16 protein-coding genes are annotated in these 17373 nt (G+C 36.6%); 8 read left to right on the plus strand and 8 right to left on the minus strand.

Annotated features, from left to right (window positions below; translation table 11 throughout):
* Positions 1-57 precede the first annotated feature (57 nt).
* Positions 58-1491, minus strand: coding sequence for a PTS system trehalose-specific EIIBC component (treP, locus tag DFR57_RS02630; RefSeq protein WP_114351600.1), 1434 nt, complete (start codon positions 1489-1491; stop codon positions 58-60).
* A gap of 354 nt (positions 1492-1845) precedes the next feature.
* Positions 1846-2196: a hypothetical protein gene (locus tag DFR57_RS02635; protein ID WP_114351601.1), complete on the minus strand. Its 351-nt coding sequence runs from the start codon at positions 2194-2196 to the stop codon at positions 1846-1848.
* A gap of 169 nt (positions 2197-2365) precedes the next feature.
* Here DFR57_RS02635 and DFR57_RS02640 point away from each other — a divergent pair, with 169 nt between their 5' ends.
* Positions 2366-3637, plus strand: a complete 1272-nt coding sequence (locus tag DFR57_RS02640; protein WP_245937379.1) for an MFS transporter — start codon at positions 2366-2368, stop codon at positions 3635-3637.
* Positions 3638-3872: 235 nt separating this feature from the next.
* Entirely contained in the window at positions 3873-5234 is a 1362-nt protein-coding gene (gdhA, locus tag DFR57_RS02645) for an NADP-specific glutamate dehydrogenase (protein ID WP_114351603.1), read from the plus strand.
* 69 nt (positions 5235-5303) lie between these two features.
* On the opposite strand, the gene DFR57_RS02650 is transcribed toward gdhA, so the two are convergent.
* From DFR57_RS02650 to DFR57_RS02660, 3 genes are all read right to left on the minus strand, one after another.
* Positions 5304-6275, minus strand: coding sequence for an EAL domain-containing protein (locus DFR57_RS02650; RefSeq protein ID WP_114351817.1), 972 nt, complete (start codon positions 6273-6275; stop codon positions 5304-5306).
* 382 nt (positions 6276-6657) lie between these two features.
* Positions 6658-7119 (minus strand): DUF1722 domain-containing protein, encoded by a 462-nt coding sequence (locus DFR57_RS02655; protein ID WP_114351604.1) that lies wholly within the window; start codon positions 7117-7119, stop codon positions 6658-6660.
* Positions 7120-7135: 16 nt separating this feature from the next.
* Entirely contained in the window at positions 7136-7597 is a 462-nt protein-coding gene (locus tag DFR57_RS02660; protein WP_114351605.1) for an SRPBCC family protein, read from the minus strand.
* Between the two features lie 119 nt (positions 7598-7716).
* On the opposite strand from DFR57_RS02660, the gene DFR57_RS02665 reads away from it, so the two are divergent.
* Both DFR57_RS02665 and DFR57_RS02670 read left to right on the plus strand, forming a co-directional pair.
* Positions 7717-9165: a cryptochrome/photolyase family protein gene (locus DFR57_RS02665; protein ID WP_114351606.1), complete on the plus strand. Its 1449-nt coding sequence runs from the start codon at positions 7717-7719 to the stop codon at positions 9163-9165.
* Positions 9158-9892 carry a TspO/MBR family protein gene (locus DFR57_RS02670; RefSeq protein ID WP_114351607.1) on the plus strand — a complete coding sequence of 245 codons (735 nt, stop codon included), beginning with the start codon at positions 9158-9160 and terminating at the stop codon, positions 9890-9892. The genes DFR57_RS02665 and DFR57_RS02670 overlap by 8 nt, the downstream gene beginning before the upstream one ends.
* Positions 9893-9996: 104 nt before the next feature.
* Here DFR57_RS02670 and DFR57_RS02675 read toward each other — a convergent pair whose 3' ends face one another.
* From DFR57_RS02675 to DFR57_RS02685, 3 genes are read right to left on the minus strand one after another with little or no spacing between them, the layout of a single operon-like run.
* A complete protein-coding gene (locus DFR57_RS02675) occupies positions 9997-11100 on the minus strand; it encodes an ABC transporter permease (RefSeq protein ID WP_114351608.1) in 1104 nt (367 codons plus the stop codon).
* Positions 11097-12371, minus strand: coding sequence for an ABC transporter permease (locus DFR57_RS02680; RefSeq protein ID WP_114351609.1), 1275 nt, complete (start codon positions 12369-12371; stop codon positions 11097-11099). The genes DFR57_RS02675 and DFR57_RS02680 overlap by 4 nt, the downstream gene beginning before the upstream one ends.
* An 11-nt stretch (positions 12372-12382) precedes the next feature.
* Entirely contained in the window at positions 12383-13315 is a 933-nt protein-coding gene (locus DFR57_RS02685; RefSeq protein ID WP_114351610.1) for an ABC transporter ATP-binding protein, read from the minus strand.
* 185 nt (positions 13316-13500) lie between these two features.
* Here DFR57_RS02685 and DFR57_RS02690 point away from each other — a divergent pair, with 185 nt between their 5' ends.
* The 4 genes from DFR57_RS02690 to DFR57_RS02700 all read left to right on the plus strand — a co-directional run bounded on the left by DFR57_RS02690 (position 13501) and on the right by DFR57_RS02700 (position 17048).
* Complete coding sequence (locus DFR57_RS02690; protein ID WP_114351611.1) at positions 13501-14802, plus strand: APC family permease; 1302 nt, start codon at positions 13501-13503, stop codon at positions 14800-14802.
* 81 nt (positions 14803-14883) lie between these two features.
* Positions 14884-15825, plus strand: coding sequence for an aldo/keto reductase family protein (locus DFR57_RS02695; protein WP_114351612.1), 942 nt, complete (start codon positions 14884-14886; stop codon positions 15823-15825).
* Between the two features lie 320 nt (positions 15826-16145).
* The gene (locus DFR57_RS18195; protein WP_170132886.1) at positions 16146-16304 is read left to right on the plus strand and encodes a hypothetical protein; all 159 of its coding nucleotides are present in this window, start codon (positions 16146-16148) and stop codon (positions 16302-16304) included.
* Between the two features lie 231 nt (positions 16305-16535).
* On the plus strand, positions 16536-17048 hold the full coding sequence (locus tag DFR57_RS02700; protein ID WP_114351613.1) for a D-glycero-alpha-D-manno-heptose-1,7-bisphosphate 7-phosphatase: 513 nt from the start codon (positions 16536-16538) through the stop codon (positions 17046-17048).
* The last annotated feature ends 325 nt before the right edge of the window (positions 17049-17373 follow it).

Consider the following 17373-nt stretch of genomic DNA (forward strand, 5'->3'; position numbering starts at 1 on the left):
TTTATCTATTGGCTTTTTTAATAGCAAAAAGAGGAGCGATCACTCCTCTTCTGCTTTTTATTTTCCTAAACGCTCATATGCATCTTTACCCATTTTCGTACGGGCTAAAATAACCGTTAGCGTAAATGGAATAACAATCGCTACAAGCATTGATACCGTAAACATAAGCATATCTGCAACTTGGATTGATAGAATTCCCGGAATACCGCCGACACCAATGGAATTGGCCATTACTCCTGTACCAACTGAAATCACTGCTGCAATGGATGAACCAATCATCGCTGCGAGAAATGGAAACAGGTACTTTAGGTTAATCCCAAACATCGCTGGTTCTGTTACACCGAGATAACAAGAGATAGCTGCCGGTACGGAAACCTGTTGTTCTTTTTTATCTTTTCTATTTAAATATATCATCGCAACAACGGCTGAACCTTGCGCAATATTGGAAAGTGCAATCATTGGCCAGAGGTTTGTTCCATCAAACTCACTCATGAGCTGTAAATCAATCGCATTAGTCATGTGGTGCAGACCGGTTATAACGAGCGGCGCATACGCAAAACCAAATAATGCGGCAAACAACCAGCCAAATGCAGAGGTTAAACCAGAATATACCACATTAGAAATCCAAGAACCAATTTCCCAACCAATCGGACCTAATACAACGTGTGCAATTAAAACCGCTGGTACTAAGGCAAAGAAAGGTACAAATATCATCGAAACAACTTGTGGAATTATCTTACGCAACCATATTTCTAAATAAGATAATACAAAACCTGCTAAGATAGCCGGAATTACTTGTGCTTGATAACCAATCATATCAACTTGTGCAAATCCGAAATCCCACACAGGAATACTATCGGCACCTGCCACACCATAAGCATTCAGTAATTGTGGTGATACTAGTGTAATACCTAGAACAATACCAAGAACCTGAGTCGTACCCATCTTACGAGCGATGGCCCAGGTGAGGGCGACTGGTAAGAAGTGGAATATAGCTTCCCCTATTAACCATAGAAAGGAATAAACTCCAGCCCAAAACTGCGAAGATTCAGCTAAAGTTTGTGTACCATCATTCAACATCTCAATGTCACCAATAACATTACGGAAACCTAAGATTAACCCCCCAACAACTAGTGCCGGAATAATAGGTGTAAATATATCAGCTAAATGGGAGACAAGACGTTGCAAAATATTCATGTTTTGCTTTGCTGCCTGTTTCGCTTCATCCTTAGAAGTGTCACCTACACCCGCAATTTTTGTGAATTCATTATAAAAGGAAGCTACTTCGTTTCCAATAATGACTTGGAATTGACCTGCTTGTGTAAAAGTTCCTTTGACTAAATCAATATCTTCCACTGCTGTCACATCAGCTTTATCTGTATCATGCAGAACAAAGCGCATTCGAGTTGCACAATGTGTCACAACCGAAATATTTTCACTTCCACCAACATGCTCAAGTAGCTCTTTGGCTTGATCTGTATACTTACTCATCCACTTTCTCCTCCTTCATTGTTGAAATTTACTAATAAAACACAACAAACTTGTATATACAAGTTAATGATTACGTTTTCATTCTATCTTGTATATACAAGTTTGTCAACTGTTTATATTTTATTTAAAATCCTCTTTTTATATGGCACTGTTATAGAGGAAAACAGAATGTATTATCCAGTTATGATCTGGAGTAAAAAAGATGGTTGTTTAAACTCTTTCACCTATCCATCGAGTGAGGAACTTCTAACACAACACTTCTAAATTCTCTTACTAATCAATATGACGAACTGGGTTCCTTTATATACGAAATCAAAAAAAGACAAAGGAAAGTATAATCCTTTGTCTACGCTTCTACTTATTTTCATCGTAAATTTCTTTACTTACGTGTCCATCATTTTCCATGATAATCTTCAATGCTTCTTGATAATCATCATCTGCAACGGAAAATTCTAGTGAATTTGGACGCGGAGAATCGTCTGCTGGCGTCCCGTCTTTTGCATCAAATGTAGCTACAATTCCACCGCCTGCTCCCATGCCATGTGTATTATTTCCAGAAAAAGCGAGAGGGGTAAGAATCATTTTATTATCAGCGTCTGGTAAAGTATCAACGCGTGCATCATCAACCTTAAGGGTTTGAAGATGGGATTTTACATCCTCTGCGTCATTTTCAGTTTTAAAGAATGCTTGTACGTGTTTAGTCATACTGCGATCATCCTTTCTGTTTTGTTGGTTATAATGTACCCTCTTCCTTCAAAAAATAAACCAATGTAAACGAAAAGTTAATTTTATATACGAAAGCTAGTTTATATAAAGGAAATCAATTACACTGATGTTAATCTAAAAGTAATTATTCCTTTAAAGTAGGTGGCCGATAATGGGTAAATTTAAGCAGGAAGAAAAAAGTTGGATGGTCTATGATTGGGGAAGCTCTGCTTTTTCAATTATTATTACTACTGCTATTTTCCCGATCTATTACAAAGCACAAGCGACAGAAGCAGGAGTTTCAGCTGCGAATTCCACAGCTTACCTAGGATATACTATTTCTATTTTCACCTTTATTTTAGCAATGCTTGGACCGATTCTTGGAACTATTGCGGATTATCGTGGTTTGAAAAAACGGTTCTTTCTCTTTTTTCTGGGACTCGGACTTATTTCAACTGGATTTCTTGTTTTCATCCCAGAGGGCCAATGGCTTTTTCTACTTATTTGCTTCACATTAGCCTCCTTAGGCTCCACTGGTGCTAATATTTTCTACGATGCCTTCTTAGTAGATGTGACCACTGATAAGCGAATGAATCAGGTATCGGCACGCGGTTTTAGTTTAGGCTATATTGGGAGTACGATTCCTTTCTTCATTAGTATCGCCATTATTTTATTAGCACAGCAAGGTATTCTTCCGATATCAAGTGTTTTCGCAAGTAAGATTGCTTTTCTTATTACCTGTGTATGGTGGGGAGTCTTTTCTATTCCATTAATCAGGCATGTGACGCAAAAGTTTTACGTAGAGCCTGACCAGCAGCCTATTAGACAGAGCTTTAAACGACTGTTAAAAACCATGAAAAATATCAAGCAATATAAATCCTTAACATTATTTTTGATTGCCTATTTCTTCTATATAGATGGCGTTGGTACTATCATTGCGATGTCTACTGCGTATGGCACAGATGTTGGACTTAGCAGTACGTTATTGTTGGTGGTTTTATTTGTCACACAAATAGTCGCCGCACCTTTTGCACTTATTTACGGAAAATTAGCAGATCGTTTTTCGGCGAAGTCGATGTTATATGTCGGTATTTCTGTTTATATTATTGTCTGTATTTATGGATACTTTTTAGAGACTGCTGCTGATTTTTGGGTGCTTGCTATGCTTGTAGCTTCTTCTCAAGGTGGTATTCAAGCATTAAGCAGATCTTACTTTGCTAAATTAATTCCCAAAAATAACGCAAATGAATTTTTTGGTTTCTACAATATTTTCGGCAAATTTGCGTCAATCACCGGGCCACTACTCTTAGGGGTCACTGCCCAGCTAACAGGTAGATCCAATGCTGGAATCTTAAGTCTAATTGTACTTTTTTTCATCGGGATGGTTATACTAAAATTTGTACCCTCTGATAAATTATTAGATCAAGAACAAAGCGCGTAACACTGACGAACAGTCTCTCACAGCGCACTTAGCACCGTGATAATTATGATGCCTAAAAAAGATTGATCTAAAATCGATATGGGTTTGTTCTCAGATCAATATTGTTTAGATCAATTCGCTATACTAAACTAATAGTTGATGATTGTTTTATCGAAATTGTTCGATAATTATCTCATTTAGGTGTCACGCTTATGCTTAACATATAACAAATCTGAGTAAGGAGAGAAAATAAGATATGACAAATGCAAATCAAGTTGCAAGAAATTACGTCGATGAAGTGTACGAAACAGTCACTAAACGTAACCCCAACGAAAGTGAGTTTCATCAAGCTGTCAAAGAAATTTTCGATTCACTTGTTCCAGTATTTGAAAAACACCCCGTATACATGGAGCAAGGTATTCTAGAAAGAATGTCTGAGCCTGAACGCATTATCTCGTTCCGTGTACCATGGGTTAATGACGAAGGTAAAGTACAAGTAAACCGTGGTTTCCGCGTTCAATTCAACAGTGCAATTGGACCTTATAAAGGCGGATTACGTTTCCATCCATCTGTAAATGCTAGTATTATTAAATTCTTAGGTTTCGAACAGATTTTCAAAAATTCTTTAACTGGCCAACCAATCGGTGGCGGTAAAGGTGGATCTGATTTTGATCCAAAAGGTAAATCTGATGGAGAAATTATGCGTTTTTGCCAAAGCTTCATGAGTGAGCTTTCTAAACACATCGGACCAGATACGGACGTACCAGCTGGTGATATCGGTGTTGGTGCTCGTGAAATTGGTTACCTATTTGGTCAATACAAAAAAATGCGCGGTGGATACCAAGCTGGTGTCTTAACTGGTAAAGGCTTAAACTTTGGTGGAAGCTTAGCTCGTACAGAAGCAACTGGTTATGGTACTGTTTATTTTGTACAAGAAATGCTTAAAGGTAACGGTGATAGCTTCGAAGGTAAAACAGTAGTTGTATCTGGTTCTGGAAACGTATCTATCTATGCTATCCAAAAAGCAACTGAACTAGGCGCTAAAGTAGTAGCTTGTAGTGATTCTAGCGGATATATCTATGACAAAAACGGAATTAATCTAGAAACAGTTAAACGTTTAAAAGAGGTAGAACGTAAACGTATTAAAGAATATGTTAACGAGCATCCTGAAGCAGAATATACTGCAGGATTTGAAGGCATTTGGAATACTCCTTGTGATATCGCTCTTCCATGTGCTACACAAAATGAGTTAAACGAAGAATCAGCTAAAACACTTGTAGCTAATGGCGTAAAAGCTGTTGGTGAAGGTGCGAATATGCCTTCTACATTAGAAGCAATTGATATCTTCTTAGACAAAAAAGTACTATTTGGCCCAGCCAAAGCAGCTAACGCTGGTGGTGTTGCTGTATCAGCACTTGAAATGGCTCAAAATAGTGGTCGCCTATCATGGAAATTTGAAGAAGTTGATGAAAAACTTCAAGAGATCATGAAGGACATTTACAAAAACAGTGTACAAGCTTCAGAAGTATATGGTCACCCTGGCAACTTAGTTGTCGGAGCTAACATTGCAGGTTTCTTAAAAGTAGCAGACGCAATGGTTGCACAAGGTGTCATTTAAGATTAAATCTATATAAAAAGGGTGTTAGCAACTTTTTGCTAACACCTTTTTTCTGTTAATTACATGTGATTAGATAACTAACTTCGGTTCTGCTTCAGGCTTTCCAAAATAATAACCTTGAAATAATTGATATCCTTTTTGCTTCAACCAAATAAAATCTTGCTCATTCTCAATTCCTTCTGCTAAAGAAGTCGCACCTAGTTCTTCTGCTTTTTCTAAAAATTTTAGTGCTACTATCTGTTTTTCCTTGTCTTCTGCTACACCTTGAACATATTGCATATCCAACTTCATATAGCGAGGGGAAAGATCTGCTAATAAGTCTATTGTATTATATCCAGCACCTACATCATCTAGGGCATACTGAAAGCCCCGTTCCCTGTAATAATGGAGAATACTTTTTAAATGTTTAACATCCTCTACCTGCTCTGTTTCCACCACCTCAAATACTAAGTCAGCCGTATCAATATTTAACTCTTTAGCAAGCGAGGTAGTCGAACGCAAACAAAATTCCGGCGCATAAATAGAAGTTGGAATAAAATTAATAAATGCTTTCGCACCATTAACAATTTTCGTAGCATGACGAACTGCTGTCATTCTGCATAAACGATCTAGCGCATAAATTCTTCCTCGATTATTAGCTGCTTCAAATATTTCATTTGGATAAATAATCGTACCATCCTCATTTTTAAAACGGGCGAGTAATTCGTACGCATATATTTCTTTGTGTCGTGTCACTATTGGTTGATAGTGACAATGAATATGTTTGTTATTAATTACCTCATCTATCCATTCTGCTTCCAAAAAATCATTAATCTCATCTATTGACTTCCACTCACGATCTAAAAGTTGAAATTCAACCGTTTCATCCTGCAGATGATCTTGACTGAAATCTAATAAATCGCTCGCTCCTATTTCATTCACTTTTAGAATATTTTTATCTTTTTCTACAGGAATATCTAATCTTATTAGATATTTTTCCATCATTTCCATTATCTTTTTATTATCATCTACAACTTTTACTTTAATTTGCTGATTTTTCATCGAACAATTCTCACAAGGCAAAAAAGTCCCCACCTTCAATTATTTTAGGTAATTATCACTATAAATCAAAAAGTATTTTATTAATTTTATCATATTTTGTCTTTTTTTGCGATATATGAGACTTTTTTATCATCATTTCTCACTTTTTTCTAAAACTTAAGTTTGAAGCATAATAAAGCTTTGATTCTTCACTTAAAACAGAAGGTAGTTACTATACGAAAAATTAATGATGACTAGGGAGTTCTCTTTGGGGGTAATATGTTAATAAATTTTTCAAAAGCTATTAAGAGAGGAAATACCATATGGTGTCACGATTTTTGATTTGCAGCATCCTGATATGCTTGGATCTGCTGAGGGAAAGTCTATTTCAAATGCAGAAAATTTAACGAAAAAGTTTTAACATGGATTGGCCTTCAATATATTCAACATTATATTCCTTTGCCCATTCTACTAATTTTTCCGTAATTCTTTCATAATTGTTTTTACCATTATAAAAGGCATCTATGTCTTTTAAAAATATTTCCTTTTCTTGCGCTGTGATCTTATCCTTGAAGTATCCAAAGATGTGCATGAGGGCATTCGTTATTTTCCCTTTTGAAATCGGAGTAGCTAATAATTTTTCTAATACTGCTTCATAATGATTTACAACCAATCGGACTTCTAATTTGCCTTTGTTTGCCACCAGTTGTCCGAGTTCTTTTTGCAAGGCAGGCTGAAAGGCCATTAAGGCATATTTATGATATTTTTGAAAAATAATTAATTTCGATATCGAAGGATTGAACATGATGAAGGCGTACTCTTCTCGTATTATTTTTTTCAGAGATGTTTGTAGACGCTCATCCATTTTCTTGGTCCTCCAACTAAATAGTAGTTCTATCTTTTTCCGCTTCAGCTTTTACTTTTTCCAAGAAATCATCAACAACTTTTTGATTTTTTCTAAGACTAGATAACTTTAAAAGAGCTCGAATAAATATATTTAAGCCTTCATTTTTGCCTTTATATTCAAGCTTGGTTTTGTTTATTTCAACTACTTCACAGCTATACGTTGTTTCAATTCGAAAAGATTTAGCTAACACAAATTGAGTCGTCTTGTATTTGTAGGTGGGCTGGTCTTCATAAGCAGTAATCTCAAGAATATAGGTCTCAATCCTTCTTCCTTCTCGATATTTCTGTTTATATGTTGACCCTATTTCATTTTCCTTTTTTTCTAATAATGTATGTTCAATAATATTCGGCATAATTCGTTGTATGTTTTCGTCGCTAAATAAATTCCATACTACTTCTATAGGAGCATCTATTAAAATCGCTTTATCCCATTCCATCTAAAGCCAACTCCTTTCTTTATATTTTAGCACATTCATCTTCTTTAGGGCTTATAAAATCATCATTAGGGTATAAGAGAATTAGACAAATACATCTGTAGTTAGGACGTGAATTCCAGTTGAAACATAAAATTATCGTTTGGTTTAGACAGGATTTAAGGCTTTTAGACAACCCAGCTATGTATGAAGCTTCCCAAGATGGTGTCATTATTCCTGTGTACATAAAAGAAGATCAAATTGGGAGTGCCAGCGCTTGGTGGCTCGATCTATCTCTTCGCTCCTTTAAAGAAAAATTGGACAGTTTAGGAGCAAATTTAATACTCAAAAAAGGTAATCCACATCAAGTGTTGAAAGAACTTGCATCTCGTACTGGTGCAACTGCTGTTTACTTTAATAACCGGTATGAACCTCACCACTTGGAAAATGATAAAATTTTGATTACAGAACTAAAAGAACACGGCGTTCACGTAAATACTTTTCATACGAATTTACTTTTTGAACCTGGCTCTATTCGAAATAAGCAAGGTAACCCGTATAAGGTTTTCACTTCTTTTTGGAAAACATGCAAACAAATTCCGGTACAAGCACCATTACCCGTACCAGCTAATATAAACTGGGATGAAAATAAGATAGAATCATGTAAATTAGAGGAGCTAGAATTAGTTTCTGCTACAAATTGGCATCAAAAATTGGAACAATACTGGGAGCCTGGTGAGGACGCTACACTTAAAAAATGGCGTACCTTTGCTGAAGTAGACATCCACGATTATTTAACTTATCGCAATGATCCCGTACTAGATGCCACTTCGTTATTATCTCCACATCTTGCCTTCGGAGAAATAAGCCCTCGACTCATTTGGCATGAGAGTAAAGAATTAGAGGAGCTAAGTGAAATAGAAAATCTTAACGAGGAACAGCAGGAAAGTGTAGAGGGTTTCCTGAGACAGCTGGTGTGGAGGGATTTTGCATATCACCAGTTAGTTGATTTCCCTCACATCGTTGATAAACCTTTACAACAGGCATACCTCTCCTTCCCGTGGAATAAGGTGGAAGAAGATACCCTAGAAGCCTGGAAAAAAGGACAAACAGGTTATCCATTAATCGATGCAGGCATGCGAGAATTATGGGAAACAGGCTGGATGCATAATCGCGTAAGAATGGTAGTGGGATCATTCCTAGTAAAACACCTTTTATATCATTGGAAAGAAGGATCTGCTTGGTTTGAGGATACGTTAGTAGATGCAGATTTAGCTAATAACACCATGGGGTGGCAGTGGGTGGCAGGAACAGGATTTGATTCATCTCCATTTTTCAGAATATTTAACCCAATAAAACAGGCGGAAAGATTTGATCCGGATGGAACATATATTAAAAAATGGTTGCCGGAGCTTAGATTATTGCCCGGGAAATATTTAGTCGAACCATGGAAAGCTCCCACAGAAATATTGGAAAATGCTAATATTAAAATTGGAGTAGATTACCCTGAACCCATTGTGGAACATGACTTCGCTAGAAAACGAGCTCTTTCTGCTTATCAACAAATGAAGGAGGAAAATAAAAATGCGTAATGCCGTAATAAATTTACTCGCATTACTATTGGTTATTGTAGTAAATGCCCTAGCAAACATTCTTCCTATTAACGATAAAACTACGGGAGAAATATCCAATCAGCTCGATGTTTTATTTACACCGGCTGGTTATGTTTTTAGCATTTGGGGAGTTATTTATATCTTATTATCAATATGGGTAATCATTGGATTTACATCCAACCGAAAAGATTCTGCTCTTTATAACGCGGTCAATCCTTGGTTTTGGTTAAGTTGTTTATTAAATGTAAGTTGGTTATTAAGCTGGCATTATGAGTTTACCGCTATTTCCATTGTTATTATGCTAGGGTTGTTACTGACGTTAATCAAAATTTACGAAACGGCGAAGCGTCTACATCAAACGTTTTATGACCGGCTTCCTTTTTCTGTATATCTAGGCTGGATAAGCGTAGCAACGATAGCCAACATTAGTTATTACCTAGTCAAAATCGATTGGAATGGCATTGGAATATCTCAGGTCGCTTGGACTATTATCATGCTTTTTGTGGCTATTTTATTAGGAGTAATTTTTGTATTAAAAGAGAAGGATTTAGTTTTCCCACTTGTTATTATTTGGGCACTTATCGGAGTTGGTGTAAGAAACATGCCTGAAACTACGAGCGTTAGTTATACTGCTTACGGCCTTTCTGTTTTTCTAGCTATCGTTATCTTGATTTTTGGATTTAAAAAAGTCTTCGCTCGACCTTGATTTTAGTAGGGAGAGCTCATTTTCTAATACATGAAGGGGCTTCACTATCAAAAAAAGATGAAAAAACCGCGACAATTTTTCTGGAAAAATGTCGCGGTTTCTTATTATCTTTTTTCCATAAGCGGAATCCCTACCCCCATCATTACAATACCCATCGCAAATAGAATAAGTGTTTCTGGAATGATGTCTGTTATTACTCCTTGGTAAATCGTTATTTCTTTTAAGGCCTCCATAGCATACTTAATTGGCATGAAGTTAGCTAGCTGTAAAACAATTGGATTGTCTACAATTTCAATTGGCCAATATGCACCACCGATCATCGCCATACTTACTGCTACGATTGGTACGACAGCATTTAATTGAGATGTTTTAGAAACAAATGCTAATAACAATAAACCAAGTGCCACTATTGTAAATGTGTAGGCAATCATAATCATGATAAGCCCCAACCAATTGTTCCCTAAATCAAAATTCAGTAAATTATCGAACATGAAGAAGATAACAAAGATCTGAAGAAAACCAATGATAAAAGCATATGACAAGTACCCACCATACACCTGCCACTTTTTTGTTGGAGAAATAATGATTCTATTCCAGCTACCAAGTTGTTTTTCCTCTGCCACTTTACTTAAACTAAAGACCACGGTGTAAATAACAAAAAATAACGTCATACCAAACAGAGATTGTAGCTGGTTATCAAATACGAAGAAATCCTCGTTCGTTTCTCCGACTTGCGCTTCTACCAAAATAGGCGGACTTTCAAGATTGGCTTGGATTTTGGGTGCTATATCTTGATCGGATGAATTTTGCATTACTTGAACTATCCTTACTTTTTCCCGGTAGATGGACTGTAAATGTTGTTCAACAATAGCTTGGTTCGGATTATCCGTAGCAATCAAAAAAGTATATCCGTCTGTCTTTAAGGATAAACCAAAAGCTACTTCCCCAAGGGCTATCTTCTCTTCGATTACGTTCTGTTCATTTGATTCTACAAAATTGTATCCCTCAAGTTGATTTAATTCATCTAATAAGTCCGATTTTTCATTCTCTGTCATAGATTGTGAAAATGTAGTCGGAATGGTTGCTTCCCCGTTTGGATTGGTCCCGCCCATAAACAAGACGAATACAACGGTTAAAACAAACATGGAAAGAAGCAGAAAAGGTTCTCTTCTTAAGCGCTGCCACTGTAACAGAAAGATCGCTCTCATGCGCCCACCTTCTTTCTTGGATATAAGACGAGACTTAATAGGACCATGATTAAAATAAATCCACTAAGCTTCCAAATGTTTGTAATGATGTAATCAGCACCAAGTCCCTGCATGCTTTGCATATAGGCATTCATCGCCATCCCATTCGGTGTCCAATCACCTAATTTCTGCACAGCTTCCGGAAAACCGGCCGTAGGAATAAAGCTTCCTCCAAGAAGTGCAAATATACTAACAATCGCACCAGAAAAAACACCAGCAATGGTATTCGATTGATACTTTACCGTTAAGGTTGTTAGCAATGCACCTATACCTGCGATAGCTAACGCATAAAAAATACTAATGGTTGTCATGCCTATCATATCCTCTATAGATAAAGGCCGAAAAGAACCAAATATAATACTTGATAGACTAAATAAGACCCCCAATTGGAGTAAAACAGTAAGAAACACAGCTAAAGCTTTCCCGCTTAAATAAGCACTTGGGCGTTTACCTGAGATTAAAATTCTTGAGAAAACCTGCTGTTGGGTTTCGGTAAAAGCTTTACTAGCAATGGTAGAAGCGGTGAAAAATGCAAACATAGCTGCCATCCCAATTGTATAATACTCCATTGAGCTTACCGGATCACGCTCTGTCACTGACAACGTCTCCCCGTTCACTTCCATCTCAACAGAGGGGCTGGATGCCACCTGTGTACCTGTTGCTTTTGTAATTGCTGCTTCTAAATTAAAACTTTCACTAAATTGCTCTATAATCGTATGAAAAATACTAGCAGAAAAATTGGCATGTGGACCTTTTACAATTTTAAGTGTACTCGATACTTCTTCACCTAGAAGCATATTTTTTAACGTATCATAGGTAAAATCATCTGGAATGATAAGCATCGCATCTATTTCTTGCTGATCAATTGCCGTTTTAGCTTCTTCCTCCCTCATTTGCGTGACACTTAATTGATCCTGTAAATCTTCTGTTAAGAGTTCGTCAAGAATGCTAGCAGGCGAAAAATTATTGCTTACTTCTAAAAGGGCGCTTCTAGCTTGTTCTGGGAGCTGACTTTCACTTAGGTCGATTTCAAGCTTCTCTTTTCCCTCTTCTTCTTCATCCTGCACCACAAGTGCAACTTCCATTTCAAAGCTTTCTGAGCTGCCACCCATTACACCCTGCAACGCAAAGCCTAAGATTGTCATTAAGACAAACGGCATTAAAAACATGACCATTAATTCTGTTCTATCACGCCACAGAACTTTTACATCTTTCACAAAAAAATTCCACACTTCTATCCCCCCTAGTCCCTCAACTTCTTACCTGTTAAATGTAAAAACACATCTTCAAGCGACGGAATTTGTATATTCACATTCGTAATAGAAGCATCATGTTGTTCAGCAAGCTGGAAAATTCGTGTTAGTTTTCTATTGTTTTTTGGTACGATTAATTTTAAGCCATTACTTTCTTGTGTGACACGCAAAATGGAAGGCTCCATTTCTAAAGCTTCTTTAAAAGTGGAAATAGGTTTCTCTAAGACAAGCTCAATACTTTCCTCTTCAGACAAAATAGCAATTAATTCTTCTTTTGTACCATTTGCGATAACTTTTCCATTATCCATGATATAAATGCGGTCACATAGGCGTTCTACTTCTTCCATGTAATGGGAGGTATATAAAACAGTCAACCCTTGCTCTCTATTTAAATCTCGCACCATTTCTAATATGTAATTTCTAGATTGCGGATCAATTCCTACCGTGGGTTCATCCATGATGATGACTTCAGGTTCATGCAGAAGTGCTACTGCAATATTAAGTCTGCGCTGCATTCCGCCTGAAAAAGTTTTAACTAAATCCTTTTGGCGGTCACTTAAACCTACTAATTTCAGCACTGCCTCGGCTCGTTCCTCTAATTCCTTTCCTGTAAGCTTATAAATTTTTCCGAAAAATTTCACATTTTCATAGGCTGATAACTCTTTATATAATGCTATTTCCTGGGGTACTACACCTAATACTGGACGCAATAAATCTGGCTGCTTTATAATACTCTTTTCATTCCAGGTAACGTCTCCTTCTGTTGGTTTGATCAAGGTTTCGATCATCGAAATCAAGGTAGATTTACCCGCGCCGTTAGGTCCCAATAAACCAATTGATTCCCCTTTTTTTAATAGAAGATTTGCATCATCCACCGCCACATGCCTTTTAAACGTCTTCTTCAAGCCGATCGTTTCTAGCAATTCAATCCCTCCTTGTTTAATAATGAGCAATGTTGTTTTCTAATAAACGCAATATTCAAAAATATCCATTTAATTTAAATATAGCATGTTTTTCCCAGAAAAGAAGTCCTAGTCTGGTGTTTTAAATTATTTTTTTGAGGAATAACAAAAGCATAGTCTTATTTTTGAAGAAAGGAGCTTTAAACTTGGAAAATTATAATAAAAATAGTATTACACTAACAGGAGCCGTTGGACTTGGGACAGGGGTCATGATTAGTGCTGGTATATTCGCTCTTTTAGGGCAGGTAGCAGAGCTCTCAGGTAAATGGTTTCCACTCATTTTCATTATAGGTGGGATCGTTACTGGATTCAGTGCATACTCCTATGCAAAAATGAGTCAGCAATACCCATCAGCAGGTGGCATCGGTATGTTTCTTGTTAAAGCTTATGGGAAAAGTACCATTACAGCAGGTGCTGCGCTTTTAATGGCGTTATCGATGGTAATCAACCAAAGTTTGGTGGCAAGAACGTTTGGTACGTATACGCTTCAATTATTTGATATGGAAGCTACTAGCTTTCTTGTTCCACTATTAGGTGTAGGACTTCTTATTTTTGCTTTTCTTGTAAATATTTCAGGAAATAGTTTTATCCAATCGTTTACTTCGATTGCATCTTTGGTGAAAATTATCGGTCTACTTATTTTTGCAATAGGCGCTTTATGGATTGTTGGATTTACCTTTGAACCGGCTGAAGCTGGGAACAACCCACCTGAAACGGGTCTTACAAGCTCAATTGCAGCAATTGCCTTAACTATTTTAGCCTTTAAAGGTTTTACAACGATCACAAATAGTGGTGGGGAAATAAAAGAACCAAAGAAAAATGTGGGAAGAGCAATTATTTGGTCAATTTCTATTAGCTTAATTGTTTATTTACTGTTAGCTTGGGCTGTTTCTAGCAATTTATCTTTAACAGAAATTATTGAAGCTAGAGACTATGCATTAGCAGAAGCAGCACGTCCACTTTTAGGTGGCTTTGGTTTATGGTTTACTGTAATCATCGCGATTATTGCAACCATTACTGGAATTATAGCGAGTGTATTCGCGGTATCCAGAATGCTTGCCATGCTATCAGATATGGAATTAATTCCACACAAGCATTTTGGTATGCCTGGAAGTATTCAAAAGCATACCCTTGTTTATACGATTGTGATCGCTTTAATTCTAACCGTGTTATTTGATTTAAGTCGAATAGCGTCCATGGGGGCAATTCTCTATCTTGTAATGGACATGATGATCCATTGGGGAGTATTTAAACATCTAAGGGATACCGTAAAAGCAAATCCCGTTATCGTAATGACTGCCCTTATTTTTGACGGAATCGTACTTGCGGCGTTTATGTGGGTAAAACTCACAAGTGACCCAATGATCGTAATTGTTTCTGTTATTACGATTGTCCTCGTCTTTACTGGAGAATATTTCTTCTTAAACAAGCGGCAGCAAGAAGCTTAATTAATAGAACAGAACGTTTTCCTGTAGTATAGTTGTTATGAAAACGCTTATTTTTCATCCAAAAGAAGGAGTGAATACAAAATGGAATATCGTAGACTCGGCAATACAGGCTTGAAAGTAAGTGAAATTAGTCTTGGTAGCTGGCTAACATACGGTGGATATGTTGAAGAACAAAAAGCCACTGCCTCCATTGATAAAGCATATGATTTAGGAATTAATTTCTTTGATACTGCGAACGTTTATATGCGCGGGGAAGCAGAAAAAGTAGTCGGAAAAGCTTTACGCAAATACCCAAGAAGTTCTTATGTCCTTGCAACAAAAGTGTTTGGTGATATGGGTGATGGTCCAAATGATCGTGGTTTGTCTCGCAAGCATATTATGGAGCAGGCAGATGCAAGCTTGCAGCGTTTAGGTATGGATTATGTCGATATCTATTATTGCCACCGATTCCATAAAGACACACCATTAGATGAGACCTTACGTGCGTTAGATGATTTAGTTCGACAAGGGAAAGTTCACTATATCGGTGTAAGCGAATGGACAGCAGAGCAAATGACTGAAGCGGTGAATCTTGCGGATAAAAGGTTATTAGATCGTATTGTTGTCAATCAGCCAAACTATAGCATGCTTCACCGGTACATTGAGAAGGAAGTCATTCCAGTTAGTGAAAAGCATGGGATTGGACAAGTTGTATTTTCTCCATTAGCACAAGGGGTGCTGACAGGAAAATATAAAAAAGGTGAAGCACCACCTGAAGGTAGTCGTGCTGCTCAGAAGGATTTAGATCTTTCTCGTGTATTAACAGAAGGTAATCTTGATCGCGTCGAGGCTTTAAAAGGAATCGCGGCCAATGAAAACTTAACCATCGCGCAGCTTGCAATCGCTTGGATCTTACGTCAACAAAATGTAGCAAGCGCACTAGTTGGTGCGAGCAGACCAGAACAGCTAGAAGAAAACGTAGCAGCTTCTGGTGTTCAATTGTCCCAAGAAACCCTTGCTAAAATTGAAGATATTTTAAATTAAAAGGAATAGACATTGTCGTCTTGATTAGGCATTTTTACGAATATGGAGACCAAATCACGTGTGGTTTGGTCTCTTTTTTATGTATATCGTTAATTATGGATTGCTGAAATTCGAATTTGGATGAAATCACCACGTAAAAATACAAAGTTTGCGCTATTTAGTATATTGATTTTTATAAATCGATTAGATAATTGTTATTTTATGTTAATATCGATTTATAGTTTAGGAGTAGTTGGGTTGCTACTACTTATGGTTATATTGCTCAGGGGTTGCCTATGCTATAATCTAAAAAAAGAAAAAACAATCTAGGGGTGATGCTTTTGAGTAAATTATCACTTTTGGCTGCGATTATTTTATCAACTGTAGTAGCATCAATTAATTTTTTTGAGAACAGATATATATATGGTGCTGTTATGAGTATTGTAGCTTTATTAGTATTGATTGAATTAATCAAACAATTTAAAAATGAAAGCACATAACGAAAGGGAAGCTTCTAAGGCTTCCTTTTTTTATTGGGAGACTCATGCAAACAAGCGCGACTCTTTCCCTTGGATCCAATTAATAATCCCTCAGCAGAGGTTACACTCTTCAAATATAAAGTTTAGTGTACTAGACTAGAATTTATATAAACGCTCTCGTTTAATGGCGGTGCTATTCTGTGAGTTATGCTGAGATAAATAACAAATTGCAGAAAAAGGTGGAAACAGATTATGAAAGTTGCATTCTTTGATAGGGACGGGACAATTATTGAAGACTATCCAGATGAGAAATGGACTCGTATAACATCTCCTGCCTTTCTTCCAAACTCTATTCAAATATTAAAGAATATTCAACAATCAGGATATGAAATTATCATCATTACGAACCAATATCTTATAAATGAAGGATTTATTACTTTAGGACAGTATGAGGTCATTACTGAAAAAATGATAAATGAACTAACCAAGCACAATATTCAAATATTTGATATATTCTATTGCCCACATAGCAGAACTGAAGGATGTAATTGTATAAAACCAAAAACAGGGATGATTAAAGAAGCGTTAGTAAAGTATCCATCCATAAAAATTGAGCAATCATTTATAGTAGGTGATTCTACAGTCGATGTGGAATTAGCTTTAAATATGAAGATGAAGGGCTTTGGGTTAGGAGTTGGAGATGCTTATCAAGAAAAGAATATCATTCAGCTTCATGAAATTAAAGACTTGATTAATTATATATAATCTTTCACTGGACTAATCTGATAAGTTTGTATAAGGAAAAATGTTAAATTCCCCGAAAATCACTTATAGATAAATAATATTCAGTAAGTATTGAACTCTCAATGCAATTGATATAGTTTTGCATAAGTTAACGTTTACAATTGCTTTTCACTTTAGTTATACTTAATCTAATCTTTCAATTGGGGTGAATGGAATGTCTTACCGTATTGTTCGAAGTATCTAGGTTTTCGGGCTGGAAAAAAACGCGTACCAGCTAAAAAGGAATAAGTATGTCCTTTTTTCGAAATCCGTATGCTGAACAGTGGTGGTAAGCATCTATAATACT

This window comes from Saliterribacillus persicus (assembly GCF_003337485.1).
GTDB lineage: Bacteria > Bacillota > Bacilli > Bacillales > Amphibacillaceae > Saliterribacillus > Saliterribacillus persicus.